The organism is Natrialba magadii ATCC 43099, from assembly GCF_000025625.1.
GTDB lineage: Archaea > Halobacteriota > Halobacteria > Halobacteriales > Natrialbaceae > Natrialba > Natrialba magadii.
Genome location: NC_013922.1, coordinates 1,919,964 through 1,945,499, shown reverse-complemented (window position 1 = coordinate 1,945,499; position 25,536 = coordinate 1,919,964). Strand labels below are relative to the sequence as shown.

The following is a 25,536-nucleotide window of genomic DNA, read 5'->3' as shown; positions in this document are numbered from 1 at the left end:
GTTGGTTGCTGGATTCGTGGTCGTCGGTACTGTGCTGTGCTTTGCTGTACTGTGCTGTGATCGTGGATTCGGCCCGGACCACAAGGTTCGGCGTACAACCCGAGGACCACCAATTCTGACGTGCAACCCGAACTATTATTCGCGATTGCTGGGATGTGACACTTAACGTTGTACAATGGCGCAATATTCAGGATCCGTCGACGTTTCCGATATCGAGGCCGCTCGCGACCGGTTCGACGACGAGTCGGTCGTCAAGCGAACGCCCATCGAGCGGAGCACGTCGCTCGACGAACTGACCGGTGGCGAGGTGTTCCTCAAGATGGAGCACCTCCAGTGGACGGGCTCGTTCAAAACTCGCGGCGCGTACAACAAAATCGCCCAGTGTGTCACCGAGGACGAAACCGAGCGCGTCGTCGCCGCGAGCGCGGGCAACCACGCCCAGGGTGTCGCACTCGCCGCGACGAACCTCGGTATCGACTCGACCATCGTCATGCCCCGCACCGCACCACAGGCGAAGGTCGACGCGACGAGAGGATACGGCGCGGATGTCGAACTCGTCGGCACCGACTTCCGCGAGGCCATGGACTTCGCGGAAGACCTCGTTTCCGGCACCGACGCCGAGTTCGTCCACGCCTACGACGACCCGGCGATCGTCGCCGGCCAGGGCACCCTTGGTCTCGAGATGTACGAGGATCTGCCGGAGGTGGACACCGTCGTCGTCCCGATCGGTGGCGGCGGCCTCATCGCTGGCATCGCAACCGCGTTCGCCGAGCGGTCGCCCGAGACGCGCGTCGTGGGTGTGCAGGCGACCGACGCGGCCACTGTTCCCGATAGCCTCCAGAAGGGAACGCCGATCTCACTCGAGTCGGTGAACACGATCGCGGACGGTATCGCCACCGGCGGCGTCTCGGAGTTGACGCTCTCGCTCATCGAGGAGCACGTCGACGACGTAGTAACGGTGACCGACGGCGAAATTGCACGAGCGATTTTGCTCCTGTTAGAGCGTGCAAAGCAGGTCGTCGAGGGGGCTGGCGCGGCCTCGGTTGCAGCGATTATCAGCGACGAACTCGACGTGGAGGGCGAGACGGTGATGGCCCTACTCTGTGGTGGGAACCTCGATATGACGATGCTCCAGACGGTGCTCGTCCACGCGCTCTCCGATCGGGAACAACTGCTGCGGCTTCGCGTGCGGATCGACGATCAGTCCGGCAAGATGGAGGAAATTTCGGGCGTGATCGCCGACCATAACGCCAACATTCAGACGGTTCGCCACGACCGCTCGGCACCGGAACTCGACGTCGGCGAGGCACACCTCGACTTCCAGATCGAGACCAGCGGCGCGGGACAGGCACGAGCAATCATCCGATCGATTCGTGATCACGGCTACGAGGTGACGCACGTCAACGCTTGAGGGGCGGTCGTTTTGCAGTGCTGTTGACTATCAGCTACCGGCTCCGGCTACCGACTTCCACCCTTAATCAACCGCAACACCGTCACCTGCTCGCTCTCGACCGGCTGATCCTCCGGCACTGGCCGCCCGTCGATCAGCACGCTCACCTCGTGTGGACTCAGGTCGATCTCTCGAAGGAGGTCGGCGTACGTCGGTTTGTCCGCTTTGTCTGCAGTCGTGTCTGCACTCGAGTCGCCACCGTTCCCTTCGCGGAGGTCTGTGAGCGAAATCTCGTGTGTCTCCTCGCCCTTGACGTCGACGGTGACGCGCATAGTCGGTGTTGTGGCGGGTGAAACTTGAGTACGTCGTCTGTTGTTCGTTGTTTGTTGTACGTCGTACGTCGTTCGTCGTACGTCGTTTGTTGTCCGTGACCGTCGCGCTCCCCAAACGGGACGGTGCGATCCCGTGTCTCGCTAGTCCGTTGTTGGGTCGTCCTGATCGAAGCCGTCACGACCGTCCGGATCGCTTCGGCGCCGTTGGTCGCGCTGCGGGCCGGGGTAATGTAACTGTTACAGAATTCAGTATCTATAAGTATCTACCAGTAGTAACCAGTAATATCAGAATGCCGCGGTCGGACTCGATTGGCGAGTTCGCAGACGAACTCGGTGTTCACCCCCAGACCGTCAAACGCTGGTGTCGCAACGACGATCTCGACTATACCCGAACACCCGGCGGTGAACGACGAATACCACATCGAGAACTTCGCCGACTTGCTGGCGATACTCGTCCGACAGACCGTGTTGTACTCTACGCTCGCGTCTCCAGTCACGGGCAGAAAGATAACGGCGACCTCGACCACCAACTTGAGCGACTCACAGACTACGCTCACGACCACGGCTGGAGCGTCGAAAACACCTATACCGACGTTGGCAGTGGCCTCAACGAAGACCGCCGTGGCCTCAACTCCCTCCTCGATGACCTACAGGAAGCCGACTACGGACGCATTCTCGTCACCTACGAAGATAGACTCACTCGTTTTGGGTTCTCGTATCTCAAACGGTATTTCGACTGCTACGGTGTCACAGTCACCGTCATCGAAGACGAGACGGACAAATCTGCACAGGAAGAACTCGTTGACGACCTTATCAAGCTCGTCGCCAGCTTCAGCGGCAAACTCTACGGGATGCGCTCATCGAAAAAACAACAGGTCGTCAATACCGTCGAATCAGAGGTAAAACCCGATGAGTGACCACCTCTCGCTCCCGATTCACCTCCCAGATGAGGACGACAAACGATTCAAGCGACTGGCAACACTCACCCGTCGTGTCGCCAACCATGTCCTCGAAGACCACTGGACACCAGTCCATCTGAGCGGCATTGCCGACGCATCGCATCAGGCGTGGAAATACTTCGATGAACACGAACCGTTCGAAGAACTCGACCTGTATCTCCCCTCGCGGTTTCGACGGTGCATCTTGCAGAAAGTCGGGGAAACGCTCCGGAGTCACGCCGACCGCCGAGACGCCTTTCAGTCCATCCAAAGCGTGTTGCCCGACCACAAAATCCGACGCATCCACCGTCGTCGCATCAAAGAACAACTCTGGGATGACGGTGACTACCTCTCGTCGGGATACGTGGACATCCTCATCGACCAACTCACCAGCTACTGCGACCGTCATGGCACGCATCCTGCCACGTATTTCGAACTGCAGGACTGTCCAGAGTACGATAGCGGCGTGCTACCGTTTTCTGCGGACGACGGCCCAACGAGCGGCCAAGCCGTCAAATACCAGTATGACGCCGACAGTGAGACGCTGACCATTCGCCTCAAGACACCGGACACGCTGTCGCCGGAGACACGAGGTGACTGGTCGTGGACGGAGTACGAGCGTGACGGCTACGAGGCGTTTCATGACCTCCTCGCTCACGGCGATCTCTCGGCTCCCGAGTTTCAGCCCGCTCGCCGAAAGACCGGTGACACCTATTACGAACTGTCCTTCCCCGTCGAAGTCGACCACGCGGAGACGACTGACGGCACAGACTGCGTACTGGCGCTCGACGCCGGGATGCGAAAAGACATGACTGTCGTGGTGGCCACAGACGATGGCGAGCAACGATCCACGCCACAGTTCATCCAGTTCACAGACCGCGAGAAGATGCGACGACTCCACCGCGAACGTACCCGCCTGAACGACCGCCTTGCCGCGTTGCGCCGTGGCGCTCGCTCGCATACTGACGAGTTCGCCCACATCCACAGTGAGTACGAGCGAGTGAACAGCAAGATCCAGCACAAGCGCGATCAACTAACACACGACGTCGCAAACCAAGTTCTCGCACTTGCACTCGCCTACGACGTAGACGCCATCGTCCACGAGGACTTGCGGTCGCTCTCCCCGCCGAGTGACGAAGGCACGTTGTCGTGGGAATTGTCGTCGTGGGCGCGGCGGGACATCATCGAAAAAATCGAATATCGGGCAGAGTGTGCCGGTCTCGCTGTTGAGCGAGTCTATCCACAGGGAACAAGTCGGTCGTGTCCCCGGTGTGGCTCAACCGGCCACACCTGCAAGTCACCCAACCACCACGAAGAACACTGGTGGGGCGGGCACTTCCGGTGTGACAACGCACGGTGTGGGTTCGAGGGCGACCGGGACTACATCGGGACACTGAACGTAGCTCGCGTGTTCTTCAGCGAGACGGACGAGCTAGACCACGGTTTCACGTCCTCCTACACGGGGGATTCTGAAATCGTGCTAGCTGGCCGTTCCGCTGGTGAGCAGTCCGATGGACTGCGATCCTCGTCAGAAGCGAGTTCTGACGCTGGCACGCGACTCACGTTCGGATCTGGCATCGTCGCCTACGAACCTGAACAGGCAGCGGCGACCACTGGTGGTGGGTCGGCTGTCATAGCACCCGCTGTCGCCTTGCCCGAGTCGAATGCGGATGGGAGTGATGGACGCGGCCCAGTCGTCCAACAGTGTACCCGTTTCTTACGGTGTCCTACTGAAAGCTACTGAAAATTGGAACGGTGGGAGTACGGCTGTGGCTCTTGCTCGTGGCGCTGCTCGCGACTCGTTCGCCGGTGCTGGACCAGTGCGAGAGCGAGCGCACCGAGCCCGAGCAGGAAGAACAGGAAATTCAGCAGTCCGCCGATCCAGGGGATCTGCGCGAGCAGCGCGCCGCCGACCAGTCCGACGACGAGGGCGAGCCACCGGTTATCGACCCCGCCGGCAGAGAGGAGCCACGCCGCGACAGCGAACCGACCGTAGATGATCCCGATCCAGATGATCAGCGCGAACAGAAGGCCACCGACGAGCGAGAACGGGATGCCAACGATCGTGATCGCGAGTGCGATCAGCAAGAGCGGAACGCCGATGAGCACGCCGAGCCCAACCAGGCCGGAACGGACTGGCTTCTGAGAAACCTGGCCCGCCACGGAATCGGAGAATCGCGGGAAGATGGCGAGCAGCGCGGCTCCCAGGAGCAGATTTAGCGCGAGGATGTACGCCGAGGCGAGCAGCGAACTGATTGGCTCGAACGTTGGAGTCCACTCGCCGCCGAGCGTGGAGTCGTACTCGATTTCGCCTGCGACGGCGTCAGTGTTTCCCTGAAGGTCGCCGCCGTAGCGCAGATCGCCGGCGATGGCGGCCTCCTCGCCGAGAGTCGTCGTTTCGGCTCCGAGTTCGGCGTCGCCGTCGATCGTTCCGTCGATAGTCACACTCCCCGCGCCGGCGGCGAGGCTGCCACCGATCGTTGCGCCCTCGGCGATTTCCAGTCCACCAGTTGCGGCGTTGACGTCGCCGCCGACGTCACCGGTGATCATGACGCTTCCGGCGCCGGCCTCGACGTCGCCGCCGACGTCACCATCGATTCGAACGTCGCCCGCGGCGGCGCTAACATCTCCGGTGACCGTTCCCTCGACGACGACGGTGCCACCGAAGGCGTTGAGACTACCGACAGTCTCGTCGGGACCGATCGTGATGGTCCCGCCGGTACGCGTCTCGGACTGTGCGGCGACGGGTGCCGAGAACGCAGCACAGCCGACGAGGAGGACGACGAGGAGGACGAACGCGGTTGAGCGCCTCGACCTCTCTTTGGTAGTTTCTCCCATACTATCTCTTTTCCGTGGGTGGTGAAAAACCTGTCATTCGGTAAACGTCTGGACCAGTTCGTTTCTGGGACGATTGGTGACCAGACGTGTCGACCGGATCGCGCACCGATCAGGGTCACAGTGTCCGCTGATTCGCTGCCAGGGACCCGTCGCGCACCATCGTTCGGTCGATTTATCTTCGGCCCGTTCCTTGACCCGGTATGAGCGACGCCGACGCCGACGGCGCGACTGAGGCCGAGACCGATACCGACACCGAGGTCGCCGAGTCGACTGCCGGTCGGACCGAGGTCTGGATCGAGAAGTATCGGCCGGAGTATCTGGACGAGATCAAGGGCCACGAGAACATCGTTCCGCGCCTCCAGCGCTACGTCGAACAGGACGACCTGCCCCATCTCATGTTCGCGGGGCCGGCCGGTACTGGGAAGACGACCGCCGCACAGGCCATCGCCCGCGAGGTCTACGACGACGACTGGCGCGAGAACTTCCTCGAACTCAACGCCTCCGACCAGCGCGGCATCGACGTCGTCCGCGACCGCATCAAGGATTTCGCGCGTGCCTCCTTCGGCGGCTACGACCACCGCATCATCTTCCTGGACGAGGCCGACGCACTCACTTCCGACGCCCAGTCCGCCCTGCGTCGTACGATGGAGCAGTTCTCGAACAACACTCGTTTCATCCTCTCGTGTAACTACTCGAGTCAGATCATCGATCCGATCCAGTCTCGATGCGCAGTGTTCCGCTTTACGCAGCTCACCGAAACCGCTATCGAGGCCCAGGTCCGCGAGATCGCCGCCGACCAGGACATTGAGGTCACCGACGACGGCGTCGACGCGCTGGTCTATGCGGCCGACGGCGACATGCGAAAGGCGATCAACGCCCTGCAGGCTGCGGCCGTGATGGGCGAAACCGTCGACGAGGAAACTGTCTTCGCGATTACCGCGACCGCACGGCCCGAAGAGGTCGAGGAGATGGTTGAGCAGGCCATCGCCGGCGACTTCACCGCCGCACGGGCGTCACTCGAGGACCTCCTCACTGACCGCGGCCTTGCGGGCGGCGACGTAATCGACCAGCTCCACCGTTCGGCCTGGGAGTTCGACATTCCGGAGCAGGAAACGGTTCGGCTACTCGAACGCCTCGGTGAGGTCGACTTCCGGATCACGGAGGGGGCGAACGAGCGACTGCAACTCGAGGCGATGTTGGCGTCGCTGGCGCTTGAGAACCAGTAACGACGGCTTTTCGTTTCGATTCGTTTTTGATCGCCTCAGAAACGTCCAAAGGCGAGGACGAGGGTCGACGGCAGACGTCGACGGGTTGCGGTCACCGATCACAGCTCAACCGAGTCGATACCACGGAATGCAAACGCCGAACGCTCGTTGTCCGCCGCAATACCGACATCCCAGCCGTGAGCATCGGCAATCTGTTCGATGCGCTCGCGGGCACCCTCTAAATCGTCTGCAGTTTCCGCATCGGTCTCTGCTGAAGCGGCGAGTTGTGGTTCCGTTTCCGCAGATTGGGGTGTCGGTGCCGATACCGATTCTGACTGCGCATCCGCGTTCGCCGCAGCCGCCGTCTCGTCGGCGACACTCGAGTCCACCTTTCCTTCTCCCCTCGCTTCGCTCACTGAGTCGTCGCCAGCACTCGTCGCCGATGACCCATCACGAGCAACGTAGAAGCCGTCGTCCGTCGCGCCGACGGTGACTCTCGCGGCCGGTGTCGGTCTGTTGCCCGCCCGGTCGACCATGCGGCTATCTGCCAGTACGAGTCGTATCACGAGTTCGAACAGCTCTCGTAGTCGCGTTCGGTCGGCCTCGAGGACGAGCGTCGATTCGGTGTTGAGTGCTGCCGTACCGGTGTCGACGGTGATCCAGGCGCGTCGAGCCACGTCGTGAATCGCGACGGGCTCGGTTTCGGCGAGCACGTCGTCGCTCGCTGCGAGGTCGTACAGCGACTCGACGTGGTCCGTCAACTGCAGGTGGGCGTCGTCAATCACCTCGAAGTGCTCGGCATCGCCGGTCTTCTCGACGAGTTCGAGGTAGCCCCGAGCGACGTTGAGCGGCGTCTGTACCTCGTCTTCGAGCATGGTCGCGATGGCATCGAGTCGCCGTCGAGTCGCCGTGAGCTCTCGTTCCGTCTCGCTCTGTTCGGAGCGGTCTACGTAGTAAAGGACCCCGGTCTGGGCGCTTGCAGGCGTGTTTTCGTCGGTAGCTTGCCTGGTTTCGCTATTGCTATCCGGCGGCACCACCGTCACCTCGAACTCCCGCACACCCACAACCGTCTCCCGACGGCACTCGAGTACCCGCCGTTCGCCGGCGTGCAATGCGGTAGTGAGTGCGGTTGCACGCTCGCTCAGGCCGGAGGGAATGGTGTACTCCTGGACGGAGCGGCCGCGGAGGGCTTCGCGGTTGTCGCCGAACGTGGTTTCGAAGGCGGCGTTGACGTCGGTAATGACGGCCTCGGCGTCCCCATCGGTTTCGGGCCCGGCCTCGAGTTCGTACCGCAACGCCGGCAGCGGCGCGGCGGCGAACGCCGCCCGGAACCGGTCGCGTTCAGCCGCGAGTTGCTCGGCAGCCTCCCCGATAACCGTCTGTTCTTCCGCGAGACGGTCCCGCTCGCTCGCGACTTCGTCGCGGGCCGTCTCGAGTCGGTCTCGTTCAGCTGCCAGACGCGCTTCGGCCCGATTTCGTTCGAGGACTGCGGTTGCGATTTCACAGAGGGACTCGAGTCGGTCGACGGTCGTGGGTGTCGTGTCGGTTTCGTCGGTGGCGGTAGCGGTGGCGGTGGCGGTGGCGGTGTCCGCGCGCTCCCCCGCATCGCTTGCGTCGCTGTTCCCGCTCTCGAACCGTTCTGGCGTCTCACTCGCGACGACCAGCACCCCGAGGTCGTCGATCGGCACACTACATAGCGAGCGGGCATCTGCAACCGGCGGTTCGATCGCTGCGTCGTCTGTAACGTCGGACACGACGTACGACTCGCCTGCTCGAAGGGTCGCTCCGATCGGCCCGTTCGTTGGCATCGACTCGATCGCATCCGCGTCGACTCCCGACGCGGTCGCCTGTGGCACCAGTTCGCCGAAGTTGACCGTCGAGATCCAGCATCGCTCACCCGCGAGCCAGTCGGCTGTGAGTGAGACGAGGGACTCGAGTAGCCGGTCGCGGTCGCGGCAGGTGAGTAGGTCGGCGGTGCCGGCGAGCAGTGCGTCGTCGTTGGCGACGGTGTCATCGGTTTCGCCAGTCGAGTGAGTGCTCGTATCAGCGGTTTCGCCAGTCGAGTGAGTGCTCGTATCAGCGGTTTCGCCAGTCGAGTGAGTGCTCGTATCAGCGGTTTCGCCAGTCGAGTGAGTGCTCGTATCAGCGGTTTCGCTGCCGGAGCCGTAACACAGCCAGGTAATCTCGTCCGCGAGGTGTGAGACGGCGTCGTCGGTATCGCGTCGGACGTAGCCGTCGATGCCGTCGGTCGAGCGTGCGGCCGTCGCGCCGTAGCCGCTCTCGGTGAACAGGACGAGTGGTGTCTGTCCGCAGGCGTCTGCAACCTCGAGGAGGTGTGCGCCGTCGGGCGTCGTCGGCGTCTCGGCGAACACGACGCAGTCGACGTTTGCGGCCCAGCTTTCGACCCGATCGACAGAGGTCGTGGGACGAACGGCCCGCTCGGGACCCGACGACACGCGCTGTAGTGCCGCCGCTCCATCACGGGCCGCGTCGTCGGACGCGGCGACGTAGAGGATCGTCTGGGGCCGCTGTCGTGGTGTCGCGTTCGTCATCGTACCCTGGCGCTGACTCGTCGTCTATTCGTACTGTCTGTATCACGACGATAAAGATTCTGCTGCGTGTACCGATATTGTGACTATCAATCACTTCGACAGGTTTCGGTTGACTACCCTTGTGGCTTCAGAACCAGACTGTCGCGGGATAATTCATCTCTTGCCCGACAATATCCATGTAACAGTATCTGTAATTGAACTGTCTGTGCTGGGAACAAACAGTGGGAGATTGGGTGGGTGAGTGGGTATATTCTCGCGTAGTGAGCGTTGCGGAACTGTTTTACGCCCTGCATGGCCAACACGTGTATAATGAGCCAACTTGAGGAGGAGTACCGTCTCGAGTATTTCGAGACGGAGGGGTTCGTCCGGAAGGAGTGTCCCTCCTGTGGCGCACACTTCTGGACGCGCGACCACGAGCGGGAAACCTGTGGGGAACCGCCCTGCGAGGAGTACGACTTCATCGAGAACCCCGGCTTCGACGAGGCGTACAACCTCTCGGAGATGCGAGAGCAGTTCCTCTCGTTCTTCGAAGCACACGACCACGAGCGGATCGACCCGTATCCGGTCGCGGCCAACCGCTGGCGCGACGACGTCCTGCTGACCCAGGCGTCGATCTACGACTTCCAGCCGCTCGTCACGAGCGGTGAAACGCCACCGCCGGCGAACCCGCTTACCGTCTCCCAGCCCTGCATCCGGATGCAGGACATCGACAACGTCGGCAAGACCGGCCGCCACACGATGGCCTTCGAGATGATGGCCCATCACGCGTTCAACGCGCGCGAGGACTTAGACGACCCCGAGCAGTACGCCTACCAGGGCGAGGTCTACTGGAAGGACCGCACCGTTGAACTCTGCGACGAGTTCTTCGACTCGATGGGCGTCGACCTCGAGGAAGTCATCTACATCGAGGATCCGTGGGTCGGCGGCGGCAACGCCGGTCCCGCAATCGAGGTCATCTACCGCGGCGTCGAACTCGCCACGCTGGTCTTCATGTCGATGGAACAAGACACCGAGGGCGAGTACGAGATGAAAGACGGGAACCGCTACACCCCGATGGACACCTACATCGTCGACACCGGCTACGGCCTCGAACGGTGGACCTGGGTGTCCCAGGGGACGCCGACCGTCTACGAGGCGGTCTACCCCGACATGATCGAGTTCTTAAAGGACAACGCGGGGATCGAGCACACCGAGGACGAGGAGGCGCTCATCCACCGCGCCGCCAAACTTGCGGGCCACATGGACATCGACGAGGCCGAAGACATGGAAACCGCCCGCGGCGAAATCGCGACCGAACTCGCCGTCGACGCCGCGGAACTCGAGTCCCTGATGGAGCCACTCGAGGACATCTACGCCATCGCAGACCACTGCCGGACGCTCGCGTACATGCTCGGCGACGGCATCGTCCCCTCGAACGTCGGCACGGGCTATCTCGCACGGATGGTTCTCCGTCGAACGAAACGCCTCTGTGACACCGTCGGCGTCGACGCGCCGCTCGACGAACTCGTTGACATGCAGGCCGACCGTCTCGAGTACGAGAACCGCGATACGATCCGCGACATCGTCCGCACCGAGGTCGAGAAGTACCGCGAGACGCTCGAACGCGGCAGTCGACGCGTCGAATCCCTCGCCGAGGAGCACGCCGAAACGGGCGAGCCGATCCCGACCGACGAACTGATCGAACTCTACGACTCCCACGGGCTCCAGCCCGACATGGTGGAGGAAATCGCCGCAGAGGCCGGTGCGGACGTTGACGTGCCGGACGACTTCTACAGTCTCGTTGCCGAGCGCCACGACACGCCCGAGGCGGCCGAGAAGACTACAGACGAGACTGACGAGCGATTCGCCGACCTCCCCGAGACGGAGACGCTGTACTACGACGACCAACAGCGCACCCAGTTCGAGGCGGTCGTCCTCGATGTCTTCGAACGCGAGTCGGGCTACGACATCGTGCTCGACCAGACGATGTTCTACCCCGAGGGCGGTGGCCAGCCCGCAGACACCGGGACGCTCTCGACCGACGACGCGACCGTCGAGGTCCGCGACGTCCAGCGCGAGGACGGCGTCATCCTCCACCGCACGGACGACAAACTCGGCAAGGGCGAGTTCGTCAACGGCCAGCTCGATGCGACCCGTCGCCGACAGCTGATGCGCCATCACACGGCGACCCACATCGTCATCCACGCCGCACGGCAGGTTCTCGGTGAGCACGTCCGCCAGGCCGGCGCCCAGAAGGGCGTCGACTCCTCGCGAATCGACCTGCGCCACTACGACCGCATCTCCCGCGAGGACGTCAAGACGATCGAACGCGTCGCGAACGACCTCGTGATGGAGAACACCTCGGTCAGCCAGGAGTGGCCCGACCGCCACGACGCCGAATCCGATCACGGCTTCGACCTCTACCAGGGTGGCATCCCACCAGGTGAACAGATCCGCCTCATCCACGTTGCTGACGACGTCCAGGCCTGTGGTGGTACTCACGTCAACCGAACCGGCGATATCGGCTCGATCAAGATCCTCACCACCGAGCGCGTTCAGGACGGCGTCGAGCGCATCACCTTCGCCGCTGGCGACGCCGCACTCGAGTCCACCCAGGAAAACGAGGACGCCCTCTACGAGGCGGCCGAGATCTTGGACGTCTCGCCCGAGGAAGTTCCAGACACCGCGGAACGCTTCTTCGAGGAGTGGAAAGCCCGGGGGAAGCAGATCGAGGACCTGACAGAGGAGCTCGCGGCGGCTCGCGCGGGCGGTGGCGGCAGCGGCGAAGAGTACGACGTCGGCGAGACGACGGCAATCGTCGACCGACTGGACGCCGACATGGACGAACTTCGTGCGACCGCGAGTGCGATCGTCGACGAAGGCAGCATCGCGGTTCTCGGCAGCGGTGAAAGCGGTGCGACGTTCGTCGTCGCCGTTCCGGACGACGTTGGCGTCAACGCTGGCGAAGTGGTCGGCGAACTGGCCGCTCGCGTCGGCGGCGGTGGCGGCGGTCCACCGGACTTCGCACAGGGCGGCGGCCCGAACACCGAGGACCTGGACGACGCACTCGCGGACGCACCTGACGTGTTGCGGCAGGTACTCGACGCCTGAACGCGGCGCGAGCGCGGTCGACTACCTGCACGTTCTTTCTCTCCCTGCGCGCTGTTTCTGTTCTGTGGCCTGTTCTGGTTCGACAGTCTGGCTACCGTGTGTTAGCTCGCTACTGCGTGGTGACTCACTCTCACACCGTCGGCGAAAGACCTGTATACAACGCACACATTGTATACTCCGTGGGAACGATTTCGACTCGAGTACCGGACGATCTCGAGGCCGAACTCGAGGACTACCTCGCCGAAGAGCGCCTCGACCGGAGTACGGCCGTTCGAAAGCTGCTCGCCGAGGGACTCGCCGAGTGGCGTCGTGAGCAAGCACTGGCCCGCCTCGAAGACGGCGAGATTACGGTTTCGAAGGCCGCTGAAATCGCGGGGATGTCCCAATGGGAGTTTGTCGCGCTCGTCGAAGAGCGAGATATCTCCTGGGTATCGAGCGATCATCTCGATGCGGATCTGGACGAGTTGTAGATGTGGGTTTTCGACGCAACACCGCTCATTTATCTCGCGAAGGTCGAGCAGTTGTACGTCCTCTCACATCTGAGTGGCCGCTGTCGCGTTCCTGAACCGGTCTACGAGGAAGTCGTCCCGGCCGGCCTCGAAGCGGGATATTCTGACGCACATCGGATCGAACAGGGTATCGAGGATGGGGCGCTCGAGGTCGTCCCGGTCAAGGAGACGCCACTCACTGATCGGTTGCGAGAAAATCCGACCCTGAGCGACGCGGATATCGCAGTGCTCGGCTGTGCCGCAGCAATCGACGCAACTGCCGTGATGGACGAGGCCGCCGGCCGTCGAGCTGCAGCGGTCGAAGATATCCAGACGCGTGGCACGGCGTATCTCGTGCTCCAGTGTGCGAAACGAGGTCGGATTTCAGTCACGACTGCCCGCGAGACTATCGACGCGATGATCGACGCTGGTTGGTACTGTGCACCCAATCTCTACGCAAAACTCGTTCGGAAGCTCGAGTCGTTCGAGGAGTAGTTTCCCAGCTCGAAATCTGTCATCTCGAATCTGGAACCGAAACCGTCGCCTTACTCCACCCACTCACTTCTAGTATGCCCACCGCGTCGAACGGTTCCGTCTCACTGCACTACTCCCGCGACGGCGACGCCGCGGCCGACACCGCTCCCGTCGTCTTCATCTCCGACGCCGGTCTCGGCGGCTGGCTCTGGGGCTGGCAACACGCCGCGCTCACCGGCCCCTTCGAGACCATCGTCTGGGACCTTCGCGGCACTGGCCGCTCGGACGCGCCGTCCGGTCCATACGACCTGTCTGATTTCGTCGCCGACCTCGAAGCGGTCCTCACAGACTGCGACGCCCGCAGCGCTCACCTCGTCGGCTGCGGCCTCGGCGGCGCGATCGCGCTTGCGGCCGCTCGCTCTACGACCCGCGTCGAGACGCTCTCGCTGTTCGGTACGGCAGCCATCGGCGATGCCTTTTCTCTCGAGTCGCTGTTCGCCCCGCCGGACGACCGCGACGCGATTCGGGAGTCACTCGAGTCGGTGCTCTCTGCTGACTTCGTCGCGTCCCAGCCGAAGGCCGTCGAGGGCATGATTGACTGGCGAGCTGATGGCGATGCTGACCGCGCGGGCTGGGAGGCACAGGTTGCAGCGCTCGACGACTTCGACGCGACGGACTGGCTCGTCGAGGTGACCCAGCCGACGCGGGTGTTCCACGGGACCGAAGATTCGCTTGTCGACCCCGACGTTGGTCGCGCGCTCGCGAGAGGACTCCCTCGTGGTGAGTTCGGGGTACTCGAGTCCGTCGGTCATCTCGGGTTTATTGAGCGGTCACGCGATGTGAACGATCGGTTGCTCGGGTTTCTGGAGTCTGAGTCCGAGTCCAAGTCCTGATTGTCGCTGTCGTCCCAGCCGTAACCGCGGTCGCAGTTGCGGTTCCAGTTGCCAGTCGCGGTCGCAGTTGCGGTTCCAGTTGCCAGTCGCGGTTGCAGTTGCGGTCCCAGTCGCGGTTGCAGTTGCGGTCCCAGTCGCGGTTGCAGTTGCGGTCCCAGTCGCGGTTGCAGTTGCAGTCCCAGTCGCGGTTGCAGTTGCAGTCCCAGTCGCGGTCTGCAGACCCACAGTCACCCGACGGCTTGCGAATGACCCCTCCCGTATTACGACCGCGAACGTCGTCGATACCCTCGTGACCCTCTCGCTCGCGAAACGAGCGGAACGTTTCCCGGATCGGACTGCCGTCGTCGACATCTCGGAAGAACGGCTGTATGCGCCGGCCGAGACGATCCACGAGGATCGGCTCACCTACGCCGGGCTCTCGACGCTCGCAGACTGGTTCGGTGCGCGTCTCGGGGGACTCGGTATCGAGGCGGGCGACACCGTCTGTCTCGTCTCGCGCAATCGTGTGACTTCGCTCGCACTGCTGTTCGCGTGTCGCCGTCTCGGTGCAACACTCGCACCAATCTCGCACTTGCTCACGCCGATAACTGTCGAGCGGCCGTTCGACGTGCTCGACCCTGCGCTCGTCGTCGCCGAACCGGCCCAGCGCGACCTCGTCCGCTCGATTCCGTTCGACCGCTCGGTGACGCTGCCCGACCTCGCGGACGCCGAACCCGCCGAGCGCTGGCGCGCCCACTCCGATGCATCGGGGCCGCTGCTCGCCCTCCACGGCGACGACGGGCAGCCAATCGTTACGTTTTCTGCGCGGACACTCGAGTCCAACTGCATCGCGGCGGTCCTGACGTGGGGACTCACGCAGGACACCGTCGCACCGATTCCGACTCCGCTGTCGGCACCCGACGGACTCGTTCGACTGGCGCTCCCCGTGCTGTACGCCGGCGGTCGGCTGTTGCTCGACCGGGCGTTCGATCCAGGCGATGCGCTGACCGCGATGGCAGCCGAGAACGCGACCCACCTCTCGGGTCGGACGAGCGTCTTCCGGGACCTGGCGGGCGACGCGGACAGTGCGTTCACGGCCGCACTGGAACCCGTCCGGTGTGTGCTGCCGGATGCGACGGTCGACCCGGCGCTCCTCGATCCGTACCGGAACCGTGGGATTCCAGTCTCGCGTGTGTACGGGGTACTCGAGTGCCCGATGATACTCGCGGGAAGCGACGTTGCGAGCGGTGGTTTTGCGGGGACTGACGCCGGCGACGGGAGAGATGAGGCTGCCGAGGCGGCGAGTATCGGACGTCCGATTCTGGACTGTCGAGTGCGACTTGTCGGGTCGGACGGTGCCGCCGTCGAGGGTGCAGGGAGCGGGACGCTCGAGGTGCGGGGGCCGGTCGTCGCGGACGGCCGCCGCGGTGGGGAGACGGCGGGGAGTCAGCCAGTCGGCCGATGGGTCGATACCGGTCAGTTGTTCGACCGAGACGAGAATGGGCGCTACGCGCTGGAGTGAGGGACGTTCCTGAGCATGACAGAACAGGGCGGGACGGGGCGGGATGTGAAGAAACGGCTCTGTTGAAACCCACGATAGATGACAAGTAGTCGCTCCGCGATGTGGAATTGGTCGTCCTCTTTTCTCACCAAAGTGAACTCCCACGATTCGTCCTCTCCTTCTTCTAGGCCATTCACATCCGTCTCGGAAACAGTGAACTCTCCCGTGAAACGTAGCTCTTCAGGTGTTTCTTCTGGTGGGTTTGCATTATAGGGCGTGACAACCCACAGTGTCTCCGTATGGGTGTCGCCTGGCTCTAACGAACCGACTTGATAATCGGAAGTCATGTCGGATCCATATTCATCGAGGACCCAATGGTCACTATCTGTATCATATTCGAATATCGATTCATCATCGTAGAGGGTGTCACGTGGTGACAAGATGAAATCCTCATCATCCGTTGTTTCAAACCAGAACAAGGCACTTCGCCGCTCTTCATATTCCAGTGGGTTTTCACCCACATTTTCTACGGTCAACTCGAGAGCCAGCGGCTCTTCATCTGAGCGAAGGTCGGACTGCAGAACTTCCAGGAGTGTTGTAGTTCGATCAACTCTTCCGAGTCAGAGGATGTATCTTCTTCATTTTCGGACGGACCTGAAGATTCATCAACACAGATCGCTACAATTATTTCCGGAGTTGAGCATGCAATGAACTCCTGTCGTTCCATTAACCTATATTTGAATGACAGGTGTTAAATTATTAGGGTAACATGAAATCGGTTTTGAGCTAAAAGCCAGAATCCTCCTCAAAAACAGGATCATGACATCCAGAAAAACAACATCAATGGTCTGTATCCATCCCCTCTATGGGACTCTCCGTGAAAATTTCCTGTCTCGTTCCCTGTCTCGTCCCCTGTCTCGTCTCCTGTCTCGTCCCCTGTCTCGTTCCCTGCCTCGTTCGGATGGCCGGCGTATACCGCATGCTCGACGACGCTGCCGTGGGAGTGGTTGTGTTTGGCCCTCTATCGCTCTCGGGGGTCTCCCCCGTTCTCATCGGTGGATCTGGCCCGCCGATTTCTTCATCTGTCCTGTTACTTCGTCGTCTCAACCGATAGCGCTTCCTGTACGCCACGCGAGTCGGGAAGCGTCTGCTCGAAAAAGTCGCGGTGCTCGCGTATCGTCTCCTCGTCCCACTCCCACCACTCGAGTTCGAGCAGTTGTTCCCGGGTCTCTTTCGGAAATCGCCACTTCACTCGTCTGGCTGGGACGCCGGCGACGACGGCGTACGGGTCGACGTCACTTGTCACGACGGCACCGGCACCGATAATCGCACCGTCACCGATGGTGACGCCGGAGAGGATCGTCGCGTCCGTTCCGATCCAGACGTCGTTGCCGACTTCGATCGGCCCGTCTGCTGCTGGCGGGAGCTCGCTGTCGAGGACTTCGTCGTACAACCTGATCTGCATCGCGGGCTTCGTCGTTTCGTGATTCGTTTGCTGGAACGTCGTCTCTCTGGCGATTGCACAGTAGTTGCCGATCTCGATGTCGCCGACGAGGTCGCAGTCTGGTTCGAAGTTCGTCCGTCGTCCGACGTCGATCGGGCCGTTCAGGATGCAGCCGCGGCTCAACCGGACGTGCGGTTCGAGCGTGACGTGCCCTCGAAGGAGACACCCCATCGAAATACGTGCCGAGGGCGCGACGTCGAGCGCAGCCGCATCGACGTGTCGATTAAGCAGCCCGTGGGTGATGGACGGATACCCAAGCACTGACAGGGACCGTTCCACGATGGTATCGAGGGCCATGGACCGGTGCTTTCTCATCGTATCACATATAGGTTATTTCCATCAGCCAGAGAGTCATCACTCGAGTGCAGTTGAAACACGAACCTACCGACAGTAGGCACGACGACCAGTTCGGCTAGTACGACGTTTGCGCTGGAGGCTGCCTCACTCGTATCGGTGCGAGAAAACGTTCACCCACGAATTCTGACGAGTAGCCTGTGAATCACGGATCGAGAACTGTCTGCATCTATCGGCTGGGAAACCCATCGCGGGCGTCCGAGAAAACAGCCTGTCGCTGTCACGTCGTTCACACAGGTTACTATCGGTAACCCTTGCGGTAGCGATGACCGATTTGAACTATCTCGTACATAACAATCAGGCTTCCTGAATTGCCTCGGTAGTACACCGATGAAACGACGAACGTATCTCACAACGACATCAGCTACGGCCGTTGGGCTCGCACTCGCGGGCTGTATGGGCGGTGAAGAGAGCGATGAAGACCCCACCGACGAGAACGGTGGCGATGCCGATACCGGGAACGGTGACGACGATGGCAACGGCGGTGACGGCGGCGGCGAATCCGGGCTGGTCGGCACCTTCGACGACTTCGAATCCATCGACGAATGGGAGGCATTTCAGGACATCGGCGCAATCGACGCCGATAGCGAACGGTCGTACGACGGTTCGCAATCGATGATTCTCGCGCCGGATCCAGAAGACGGCCAGATTCGGGCCCGGCGCTCGCTCGATGATCCAATCGACATTCGGGACGTTGTCCCGGGCCTCGCGATGACCGCGGACGACGACGGTATCGTTCTGATCCAACTACAGGACGAAGATGGTGACTACGTCGAGTACAGCCAGCAGGTGATGTCGGACATGCCGTTGGCTCGCAAGAACTTCGGGCTCACACGCGTCCGCGGTGAACCGGACCTGAGTGAGATCATGGTCTTGCAGATTATCCGCTGGTTCGGCGACGGTGACGACGATGGCGACGAGGACAGCCGGATGTGGGTCGACGACTTCCACTTCGTCCAGAAGCCAAACGCTGGCAAAGTGATGCTCCAGTTCCACGGCGGCTACGAGAACCACCACTCCGAAGCGCTGCCGCGCGTCTCCGAGTACGGCTTCCCGGCGACCACGTTCGTGCCAACCGATCGCGTCCGTTCTGACGTGGCGGTCGAAGGCGACCGACTCACCGAAGACCAGATTGCGGATCTCGCCAACGACGGCTGGACGATCGGCAGCCACTCACACTTCGGAACGCACGTCAGAAATATCGGCCCGGACGAAATGGAGGAGAACATCACCGAACCGGTCGACTGGCTCGAGGACGAGGGATACGCCGACGACGGCCTCTTCTTCGCGTTCCCTGGCTCGCAGTACACCGAGTCCGCCTACGAACTCGTCCAGGACAATTACGACCTCGCGTTCGCCGGCCAAACACAGGCACAGGGCTATGCCGGCAATCCACACCTCTGCTCGACAGTGTCGAACCCTGCGCCCGGCGAAGCGGCTGATCTACTCGACTGGACGGCGACCCACGGCGGCATCACGTCGCTTGCGTTCTACCAACTCGAGGAGGAGGAGGCGATCGAAGGCCTCGAAGAAACGCTCGAAGAACTCGATGCCCACGTCGAAGCCGGCGATCTGGAGGTCATTACGCCGGCGGAGATGGCCGACGAGTACGTGCACTGAACTGTCCTCCCAGTTCGTCGATCGTTTTCGTTTGGGAACGAGCCATCGTTTCTGATGTCTCGTGAATACGAACGAAACCGAGTGACTGGAGTGCAAACGAAACTGGGTGACTGTGGTGTGTACGAACTTAGAGATTCAACCTGAACTCTATTTTCGCAAGGTGACGGCTACAGTAGCGCGACCTATCTTCGAATAGTTCTGTCCGACAGTATAATATTTCCGACCATTTGAGCTTTGGCGAGAATTATTGCAGTGGTTGTGCAAAGAAGCACTCAAATACGCTATCAAAGTTGCTATTTGGATAGCCAAATATAGATGGGGAAAGTAATAATATATATTCCCAAGATAAATTGTATAATTAATATTGACAATTCGTACAGCAAGGAACCTCCTGGATCCATTTCTACAACAATGGCTGCTAACAAGTATGCAATCAAAGCCAAAAACCAGTTCCTTTGATCCATATCGAATGAAAAATCTAAATGTACATCTATGTATTGATTCCTGTCTGTGATCAGTCTATGAGCTCATCAGTATCTTCGTCGTCTGTGATTTGCCAGTCGTTATCGAGCCTACCATCAAAGGAAACCTCAACAGGACCATCCCCTCCTTGAACGCTATCAACGGATACACTACTTGGGTTGGGTGACCAGGAATGTACATAACTTCCATAAATTGTCCCTGGGATCCCTCTAAGGTTATGGAGTGACTGGGCAAGAAGAACATTCTGTGTAGCGTCGGTATATACCGAGTCAAGATCAATAATGGCGGCAAGTCCACCATCTTCTACTGAGCCAGGGAAGAGTTCAATGGATCCTCCTTCATCAGGTGTTATCCTCAAACTTGCCTCCCCTACATTAGTCCAATCGTCACCATTGTAACTGACCGCAATGGTGTCTTCTGCCCATGTAGGATATCCAGCAGATACCGTTGTATCTTCTAAATTCACAATGACCTGTACCCGGATCCGCTCGTCGTCCTCAGGATCATCAAAAGTGTGGACTGTGAGATCTGAGGACCCTTTACTATATCGAACATCTGGACTGATTTCGGAATCATCTTCCACCTTGAAATCTTTGGAAGAGGTACTGACGTTATAATTGTAACCTGTTTCCTTCATGACCTCATGGAGACCATCTTCTCCTTTATCGGCGTAAGCGTCAAGCACCTGGGAATCAAGTTCCGTCAGTGAGTCAGAACTGGAAGCGTCTGCACTAACACTACCAACCAACCAACCCAAGTGCAGCAGCGCCTGTGCCAATTTGTGTTAACGTCCGTCGACGACTTTGGCTGAATCTCTTATTCATTGTAACTCCATATTCCAATACTATATGGGGGTGTATAATTATTACTATGAGAGAACGTATTTTAAAGACATAGAAATTAGAATAACCTCTATGGTATACTAAGAAGAGGTTAATTTCTTTGTAATGGGGCTCCTGCTTGTTGCAGCAGTAATACTGTCTCTCCAAACTGGGCTATTAGTTGGTGGCAGTCTCAAAAGCAAGATAAAGATAGTGGAGAAATGAGTTAGATACTTTTCGACAGTTACTGTTCAACCCTCATGGTAGTAGTTTGTTGCTTACTACATGATGTGAACAAACGAAATTATCGTGTTGCTTTCATTCTTTGTATTCACCGCTGTCCCCTGCACTTCGCTACTGCTGCTATCGATCCCAATACCAAACCGAAACCACTCCCAAATCAGAACGATCCCACACCCTACACCGGATCGTCAACATCCAGCGCCGACTCGAGTGCCGCCTTTTCTGCGCGCAGAGAGTCGAGGTCGTCGGCGAGCGCACCGTTTGCGAGTCGCTTGCGCTCCTCGGAAGTAAGCTGTTCGACCGCCTGGGCGGCCGTCTGGAGCCGGTCGTACTCATCGTCGTACGTCCGCAGACGAATCTCGCGAAGCTGTGTGACCGTCTCCTCGTCAGCCACGCGGGCGACGAACGGCCGGTACTCTCGAACACGGCGCTCGAGTGCCCCCGCAGGTTCGGGCGGCCAGTCGATCGTCAACGCCTCGGCATCGATCCCGTCCAGATACGTCTGCTGGGTCGCGACACGGCGCTTGAGCACGTCCGCATCCTCCACGTAGTGCTCGAGCTTCGAGTGTGAGTAGTCGGCGAACTCGAGTAGCTTCGGGATCGAATACTCGCCGTCGGAACTCTCTTCGATGTACGCTTTGAGATCTGCCGGTGGCTGTCTGAAGCCGACGAACGGGTACCACTGACTACGCTCGACGAGGGCGAACACTTCGCGAGCGGGCGTCTCGAGTCGGTACTCGGTGAACGCCTCGCGGATCGCATCGTTGTAGGCCTCGACCGGCTCTCGCAGTCGTTCGACCGGCGCGTCGATGTCGGCGGTGCCGAGTTCGAGCAGCCGTTCGTGGTCGCTGATTTCGCGTTCGAGCTCGCGCCGGCGCTTGGCGGCTGCGGTGCGGGCGTCGTCGATCGCCTCGCGGGCGGCCTCGCGTTCGTCGAGCAGTTCGGCGTACTGTGCGGCGGGCTCGAGTGCGTCGTGGGCGCGCTCGAAGTCGGACTCGCTGAGCCGGCGTTTGTCGATGGCATCCAGCGCGTCGTCGAACGCCGACCGCCCCTTCAGATCGTCGGGGAGGTTCTCGACGAGCGTGGAGAACTTGCCCTCGAGTTCGACGTAGGCCTTGAAGTTCTCGCGGCCGGTGCCGGTCGCGCGGTCGACGTACTGGGTGAGCAGTTCGTCGGCGTCGCGGTAGGCGGCTGCGGCCTCGTGGACGGCGTCTCCGCCGTGGTCCTCGATGCGCTGGGTTGCGCGTTCGAATCGGTCGCGGGCGGCCTCGAGGTCGTCGAGTTGTGCGGAGTCGAGCTGGTCGTGGCCGTCCCGACGGTCGGTCTCGGTGTCGTCAGCGGCGTTGTGGTCGTGGGTGTTGTGGACGCGTTCACTCATCGGCTGGGTTACTCGGATTCGGTGGTTGGTTCGTCACGCTCGTCGACGTGGGCCGTCTCGTCGACCGTTCCGCCGTCCGCGTAGACTGCGTCCGGATCGAACACGGCCTCGCCGACCGTCTCGCCGTCGATGGTGCGGTAGAAACACGAGCGGTGGCCGGTGTGACACGCGCCGCCCTCCTGGTCGACCAGATAGAGCAGCGTGTCGGCGTCGCAGTCAACGCGCACCTCGCGGACGTCCTGAACGTGGCCGCTCGTCGCGCCCTTCTCCCAGAGTTCGTCCCGACTGCGCGAGTAGTAGTGTGCGCGACCGGTTTCGCGCGTGCGCTTTAGGGCCTCCGGGGAGACGTAGGCGAGCATGAGGACCTCGCCTGTCTCGGCGTCCTGTGCGACCGCGGGGACGAGGCCGTCCTCGCCGAACTCGACCGCAACGTCGCCGTTGTCGTCCATGTCTGATGGGTTGGTCGTTGGGGCGATAGGTCTTTTGCCGCGGCACTGTCTAGTTGAGCACCTCCTCGGCTGGTGTACGCCCATCAGGCGATTGATTCGGCCGATCGTGGTTATAGTGGTGTCTGAAGCGCCTGTGCCAGCGGTGTGCGTTGGCTGTACTGCCCGCCAGAAGGAGTGAAAGCGGCCAATTCGCATTGAGATCGTCTGAAACAACTTTTCGATGTAGTTTCGGTCGCTGTAGTTGAGGTGACCGATCAAGTCGTAACGAACGGGGGCAGTCAGATAGCCACCAGCGTCGACAAGAAACTCTATCTCGTCGATATCGTGTTTCTCGGTGAGACGGTGTAAGAACGCCGCCGCGGGATCGGTTTCGCGGCGGCTGTACACGTCGATTTCGAGCAGCAGCTTCGGTTCTATGTTGATCGCAGCGTACAGCCACTTTTCTTCGCCGTCAACTTCAATCTGTGTCTCGCCGACCGCGACCCGCGACGGCTTTGCCGTCGACGGGTCGTTCTGGGAAACTGATAGTTTTTTCGTCAAGTTCAAGATTGCGTCGTGAGAGAGGTCAATACCGAGTGATTCGAACACTGAGCTCACCTCCCGAACTGACAATTCCATTGAGCGCAGGCACCCCCCAACATCCGTTAGGGTGTGCGCGGTGCGCTTATTCTCCCAAACTCATTACAATTCACATCTAAGCTCTCTTTGAGCAGGCTGGCGAGTTGCATAGACACTTCTCGCCACTATCTGCTCATTCCTCAAACTCTCATCTAGACAGTCCCGTGCCACTGAGATGGTCGAATTTGGCATAGGAACCACGAATTCCACCGTCTCACTCTTTCAAACTCTGATCTGAACAGTGCCCCTGCCACTGTGTGCTACTGATGGGCAGTTGAACTAATTCGCCCTGCTGTGCTCAACTCGGTGCTCAAGACGATTTTTTGAACTTAGAATTGGTGGCCTGACACTACTGGAGTAGTGACTGCCTCAGGGCCCGTGAACCGGGACAACAATGACGGAATTATAGGAGAGCGCATGTTCAGTGCTGGGCTTCGTCAGTTGAGTCGTATCCTGACATGCAACTCACTTGCGGTAGCGCCTCACCGGGTTCCCAACAACGACAAAGGATTCAACAATCTATTGGCTACAATAGATCTGAATTGTAGAAATTACTCAGTTCATTACGGTTGCCTCAGTTGGGACTGCTGGCTGTGCTGAGTGTGAGACGACTGACTAACTCAGAATTTTTCCTGTGATTGTCTGGACAACGAGATAGTTCTTCCAGCAACTGTAGACCAACAGATGGCAGTGAATATCTCGCTATGGCACCTGAAGAAGGAACTAACGAATACGAACTATACAAAAAAGCGAAGGGATAGGTACTAGTCAATCGTGACTATCTGATGTTGGTTCCCAGGGATCTCCCCCACCATTATCACCGTTAGTGAAATCTATCTCTTCTTCATGATCCATTATAGTAGACTCTGCACAAAAAGTCAGTTCTGAGCTGAGTGTTTCAGGAGCTGATAAATCAAAACAGAGCTCACATGGTTTATCACTAACTCCCGGATCTGATTCACCTGTGTACCAGGTGACCATGGGCGAAACCGAACCATTAGCATCGATTTGGCCAAAGGAATGATCGGTATTAGCACCACTCATGCAATCCTCGCCAGGGGCCGAATAGTATTCGAGGTCATGCTTGGTTAAAGTATGGACTATTTCATGAATAACTGTGTTCTTGAACGTTTGTTCACCTTCTCCATATACTATACTACCATATATTTCAGTGTAGGCGTTTGCGGCTGCAACTGTCCCTTGATTCTCAAACTCATCCGTTCCCAAATTATCCCCAACTGCTTGACGGCCTACTCCAGCACCGATGTTAAAACCTGAAGAGATACCGGTGTGCTTGAATACAAGCAGGTGAATGTGATGTGAATGAATGTCTTCTGGATAATTATCTTTCACATGCTCCGCAAAGTCATCTAGGAGCTCGCTCGGATTATCGGCATCGCTTACACCTGAATAAGGCGTGCGAAACCAATCTGAATTTATAATGTGGATATCATAGAAATCTAATTGGTTGTCTAACTGCTCAATCGCCTCACTTGCGGTACCAAGTTCCGATTCACTGGTGTGACCACCGTGGTGCCAAAGGAAAATATTCAATGACTGTGTCATGTTATTCATCAAGTATTTTTGCCGCTTTAACGGTAACGACACCGTGGTTCACCAACTCAACTACCGGAGTCGCTTTCATCTCTACTGGTCGGTTTAATTCGCCAGTCGCCGCAGCAGTAATTGATTGAGTGCTGAGATTGAGTTTATTAGTCTCCCCTTCAGCAACCTCCATGTTCTTGGATCCAACTGAGACCCTAATTGAATCGCTACTCGTGGCATCCGCTCGAATCGCTGGTATTAATATTGGGTGTCTGGCCTGACCGAACGATATCGGATTTTTTGTTTATTTAATGCCAGCGGTACAGACCGTGTTTTCCGTCTTGTGTCACTTGTTGGTAATTCTAACAAATTCCTAAAATTCACCACTTCATCTGATTTTTTGACGACTCTCACATCCTCTTTAGAGGCCATCGGTACAATCATTTCTTCATAATCCTCTGTAAATTCATAACTGGGGCCGTAACATGCAACTGTGTTTGGAATTAGGTCGCAATCAAATGTAATCCCCATCTCGCTATAATGTATTGTACCCAACTCTTCTGTTTCAATGTCTTTTTCGGCTGCACTCAGTCCTACACCAGCGATATTAGATACGCCGACTAATGCAGTTGCTTGCAGTATGTCTCGCCTATTTATTTTGACTCTCATATACAAATGAAACCTACTATTAGTTAGGTAATAATACTTTCGGTATTGTTATGGTATCCTCAGAAGTAGATTATTTGTTGTTCAGAACTGCCGCTGTGAAGACGTAGCGACAGGAGTGATTCATCAACACCTCTCGGCTATATTCTCCCAAACGATTTTAATCCTGGAGACA

22 protein-coding genes and 1 pseudogene are annotated in these 25,536 nt (G+C 59.3%); 10 read left to right on the top strand and 13 right to left on the bottom strand.

Annotated elements, in window-relative coordinates; genetic code table 11:
• The first annotated feature begins 175 nt into the window (after positions 1-175).
• Positions 176-1,411, top strand: coding sequence for a threonine ammonia-lyase (ilvA, locus tag NMAG_RS09155; RefSeq protein ID WP_004267537.1), 1,236 nt, complete (start codon positions 176-178; stop codon positions 1,409-1,411).
• Positions 1,412-1,458: 47 nt separating this feature from the next.
• Here the strand turns inward: ilvA and samp2 are convergent, their stop codons facing one another.
• Entirely contained in the window at positions 1,459-1,722 is a 264-nt protein-coding gene (gene samp2 / locus NMAG_RS09150) for a ubiquitin-like small modifier protein SAMP2 (protein WP_004267538.1), read from the bottom strand.
• A 290-nt stretch (positions 1,723-2,012) separates the two neighbouring features.
• Here samp2 and NMAG_RS09145 point away from each other — a divergent pair, with 290 nt between their 5' ends.
• Positions 2,013-2,639 (top strand): IS607-like element ISNma20 family transposase, encoded by a 627-nt coding sequence (locus tag NMAG_RS09145; RefSeq protein WP_012996602.1) that lies wholly within the window; start codon positions 2,013-2,015, stop codon positions 2,637-2,639.
• Positions 2,632-4,404 (top strand): zinc ribbon domain-containing protein, encoded by a 1,773-nt coding sequence (locus tag NMAG_RS09140; RefSeq protein ID WP_012996601.1) that lies wholly within the window; start codon positions 2,632-2,634, stop codon positions 4,402-4,404. Before NMAG_RS09145 ends, NMAG_RS09140 begins: the two co-directional genes overlap by 8 nt.
• On the opposite strand, the gene NMAG_RS09135 is transcribed toward NMAG_RS09140, so the two are convergent.
• Positions 4,398-5,498 (bottom strand): bactofilin family protein, encoded by a 1,101-nt coding sequence (locus NMAG_RS09135; protein WP_004267541.1) that lies wholly within the window; start codon positions 5,496-5,498, stop codon positions 4,398-4,400. The two genes, NMAG_RS09140 and NMAG_RS09135, sit on opposite strands and share 7 nt — an antisense overlap.
• A 200-nt stretch (positions 5,499-5,698) precedes the next feature.
• On the opposite strand from NMAG_RS09135, the gene NMAG_RS09130 reads away from it, so the two are divergent.
• A complete protein-coding gene (locus NMAG_RS09130; RefSeq protein WP_004267542.1) occupies positions 5,699-6,724 on the top strand; it encodes a replication factor C small subunit in 1,026 nt (341 codons plus the stop codon).
• A gap of 98 nt (positions 6,725-6,822) precedes the next feature.
• Here the strand turns inward: NMAG_RS09130 and NMAG_RS09125 are convergent, their stop codons facing one another.
• A complete protein-coding gene (locus NMAG_RS09125; protein WP_012996600.1) occupies positions 6,823-9,255 on the bottom strand; it encodes a PAS domain-containing protein in 2,433 nt (810 codons plus the stop codon).
• A gap of 309 nt (positions 9,256-9,564) precedes the next feature.
• Between NMAG_RS09125 and alaS the strand changes: the two genes are divergently transcribed.
• From alaS to NMAG_RS09100, 5 genes are all read left to right on the top strand, one after another.
• Positions 9,565-12,345, top strand: a complete 2,781-nt coding sequence (alaS, locus tag NMAG_RS09120) for an alanine--tRNA ligase (protein ID WP_004267544.1) — start codon at positions 9,565-9,567, stop codon at positions 12,343-12,345.
• 179 nt (positions 12,346-12,524) lie between these two features.
• Complete coding sequence (locus tag NMAG_RS09115; RefSeq protein ID WP_004267545.1) at positions 12,525-12,815, top strand: UPF0175 family protein; 291 nt, start codon at positions 12,525-12,527, stop codon at positions 12,813-12,815.
• Positions 12,816-13,328 carry a DUF3368 domain-containing protein gene (locus NMAG_RS09110; RefSeq protein WP_004267546.1) on the top strand — a complete coding sequence of 171 codons (513 nt, stop codon included), beginning with the start codon at positions 12,816-12,818 and terminating at the stop codon, positions 13,326-13,328. It begins immediately after the preceding gene.
• Positions 13,329-13,402: 74 nt separating this feature from the next.
• A complete protein-coding gene (locus NMAG_RS09105) occupies positions 13,403-14,200 on the top strand; it encodes an alpha/beta fold hydrolase (RefSeq protein WP_004267547.1) in 798 nt (265 codons plus the stop codon).
• Between the two features lie 289 nt (positions 14,201-14,489).
• On the top strand, positions 14,490-15,701 hold the full coding sequence (locus tag NMAG_RS09100; RefSeq protein ID WP_191219377.1) for an AMP-binding protein: 1,212 nt from the start codon (positions 14,490-14,492) through the stop codon (positions 15,699-15,701).
• Here the strand turns inward: NMAG_RS09100 and NMAG_RS09095 are convergent.
• The 3 genes from NMAG_RS09095 to NMAG_RS09090 all read right to left on the bottom strand — a co-directional run bounded on the left by NMAG_RS09095 (position 15,686) and on the right by NMAG_RS09090 (position 17,481).
• A complete protein-coding gene (locus NMAG_RS09095; RefSeq protein ID WP_004267549.1) occupies positions 15,686-16,201 on the bottom strand; it encodes a hypothetical protein in 516 nt (171 codons plus the stop codon). The two genes, NMAG_RS09100 and NMAG_RS09095, sit on opposite strands and share 16 nt — an antisense overlap.
• Before the next feature lie 11 nt (positions 16,202-16,212).
• On the bottom strand, positions 16,213-16,407 hold the full coding sequence (locus tag NMAG_RS21600; RefSeq protein ID WP_012996599.1) for a hypothetical protein: 195 nt from the start codon (positions 16,405-16,407) through the stop codon (positions 16,213-16,215).
• A gap of 363 nt (positions 16,408-16,770) precedes the next feature.
• On the bottom strand, positions 16,771-17,481 hold the full coding sequence (locus NMAG_RS09090; RefSeq protein WP_004267550.1) for a CatB-related O-acetyltransferase: 711 nt from the start codon (positions 17,479-17,481) through the stop codon (positions 16,771-16,773).
• Positions 17,482-17,868: 387 nt separating this feature from the next.
• Between NMAG_RS09090 and NMAG_RS09085 the strand changes: the two genes are divergently transcribed.
• Positions 17,869-19,158 (top strand): polysaccharide deacetylase family protein, encoded by a 1,290-nt coding sequence (locus NMAG_RS09085; protein WP_004267551.1) that lies wholly within the window; start codon positions 17,869-17,871, stop codon positions 19,156-19,158.
• 514 nt (positions 19,159-19,672) lie between these two features.
• Here NMAG_RS09085 and NMAG_RS22070 read toward each other — a convergent pair.
• From NMAG_RS22070 to NMAG_RS20900, 7 genes and pseudogenes are all read right to left on the bottom strand, one after another.
• Positions 19,673-20,326 (bottom strand): hypothetical protein, encoded by a 654-nt coding sequence (locus NMAG_RS22070; RefSeq protein ID WP_191219356.1) that lies wholly within the window; start codon positions 20,324-20,326, stop codon positions 19,673-19,675.
• A 554-nt stretch (positions 20,327-20,880) separates the two neighbouring features.
• Positions 20,881-22,083 (bottom strand): DUF7118 family protein, encoded by a 1,203-nt coding sequence (locus NMAG_RS09075; RefSeq protein ID WP_004267553.1) that lies wholly within the window; start codon positions 22,081-22,083, stop codon positions 20,881-20,883.
• 8 nt (positions 22,084-22,091) lie between these two features.
• Positions 22,092-22,532: a phosphoribosyl-AMP cyclohydrolase gene (gene hisI, locus NMAG_RS09070; RefSeq protein WP_012996596.1), complete on the bottom strand. Its 441-nt coding sequence runs from the start codon at positions 22,530-22,532 to the stop codon at positions 22,092-22,094.
• A gap of 49 nt (positions 22,533-22,581) precedes the next feature.
• A pseudogene (locus tag NMAG_RS20905) lies at positions 22,582-23,260 on the bottom strand (IS6 family transposase).
• A 658-nt stretch (positions 23,261-23,918) separates the two neighbouring features.
• A complete protein-coding gene (locus NMAG_RS21595; protein ID WP_148221906.1) occupies positions 23,919-24,716 on the bottom strand; it encodes a hypothetical protein in 798 nt (265 codons plus the stop codon).
• A 1-nt stretch (position 24,717) separates the two neighbouring features.
• The gene (locus NMAG_RS22065) at positions 24,718-24,888 is read right to left on the bottom strand and encodes a hypothetical protein (RefSeq protein ID WP_012996594.1); all 171 of its coding nucleotides are present in this window, start codon (positions 24,886-24,888) and stop codon (positions 24,718-24,720) included.
• Positions 24,889-24,953: 65 nt separating this feature from the next.
• The gene (locus tag NMAG_RS20900) at positions 24,954-25,364 is read right to left on the bottom strand and encodes a hypothetical protein (protein WP_004267555.1); all 411 of its coding nucleotides are present in this window, start codon (positions 25,362-25,364) and stop codon (positions 24,954-24,956) included.
• Between the last annotated feature and the right edge of the window lie 172 nt (positions 25,365-25,536).

Excerpts from the sequence above, each read along its gene's own strand:
- NMAG_RS09085 (WP_004267551.1), top strand. The coding sequence starts at position 17,869 with ATGAAACGACGAACGTATCTCACAACGACATCAGCTACGGCCGTTGGG.
- samp2 (WP_004267538.1), bottom strand. The coding sequence starts at position 1,722 with ATGCGCGTCACCGTCGACGTCAAGGGCGAGGAGACACACGAGATTTCG.
- NMAG_RS09135 (WP_004267541.1), bottom strand. The coding sequence starts at position 5,498 with ATGGGAGAAACTACCAAAGAGAGGTCGAGGCGCTCAACCGCGTTCGTC.
- NMAG_RS09130 (WP_004267542.1), top strand. The coding sequence starts at position 5,699 with ATGAGCGACGCCGACGCCGACGGCGCGACTGAGGCCGAGACCGATACC.
- NMAG_RS09105 (WP_004267547.1), top strand. The coding sequence starts at position 13,403 with ATGCCCACCGCGTCGAACGGTTCCGTCTCACTGCACTACTCCCGCGAC.
- NMAG_RS09075 (WP_004267553.1), bottom strand. The coding sequence starts at position 22,083 with ATGAGTGAACGCGTCCACAACACCCACGACCACAACGCCGCTGACGAC.
- NMAG_RS20900 (WP_004267555.1), bottom strand. The coding sequence starts at position 25,364 with ATGAGAGTCAAAATAAATAGGCGAGACATACTGCAAGCAACTGCATTA.
- NMAG_RS09110 (WP_004267546.1), top strand. The coding sequence starts at position 12,816 with ATGTGGGTTTTCGACGCAACACCGCTCATTTATCTCGCGAAGGTCGAG.
- NMAG_RS09145 (WP_012996602.1), top strand. The coding sequence starts at position 2,013 with ATGCCGCGGTCGGACTCGATTGGCGAGTTCGCAGACGAACTCGGTGTT.
- ilvA (WP_004267537.1), top strand. The coding sequence starts at position 176 with ATGGCGCAATATTCAGGATCCGTCGACGTTTCCGATATCGAGGCCGCT.
- NMAG_RS09140 (WP_012996601.1), top strand. The coding sequence starts at position 2,632 with ATGAGTGACCACCTCTCGCTCCCGATTCACCTCCCAGATGAGGACGAC.
- NMAG_RS09090 (WP_004267550.1), bottom strand. The coding sequence starts at position 17,481 with ATGGCCCTCGATACCATCGTGGAACGGTCCCTGTCAGTGCTTGGGTAT.
- NMAG_RS21595 (WP_148221906.1), bottom strand. The coding sequence starts at position 24,716 with ATGACACAGTCATTGAATATTTTCCTTTGGCACCACGGTGGTCACACC.
- alaS (WP_004267544.1), top strand. The coding sequence starts at position 9,565 with ATGAGCCAACTTGAGGAGGAGTACCGTCTCGAGTATTTCGAGACGGAG.
- hisI (WP_012996596.1), bottom strand. The coding sequence starts at position 22,532 with ATGGACGACAACGGCGACGTTGCGGTCGAGTTCGGCGAGGACGGCCTC.
- NMAG_RS22065 (WP_012996594.1), bottom strand. The coding sequence starts at position 24,888 with ATGGAGGTTGCTGAAGGGGAGACTAATAAACTCAATCTCAGCACTCAA.
- NMAG_RS21600 (WP_012996599.1), bottom strand. The coding sequence starts at position 16,407 with ATGGAACGACAGGAGTTCATTGCATGCTCAACTCCGGAAATAATTGTA.
- NMAG_RS09125 (WP_012996600.1), bottom strand. The coding sequence starts at position 9,255 with ATGACGAACGCGACACCACGACAGCGGCCCCAGACGATCCTCTACGTC.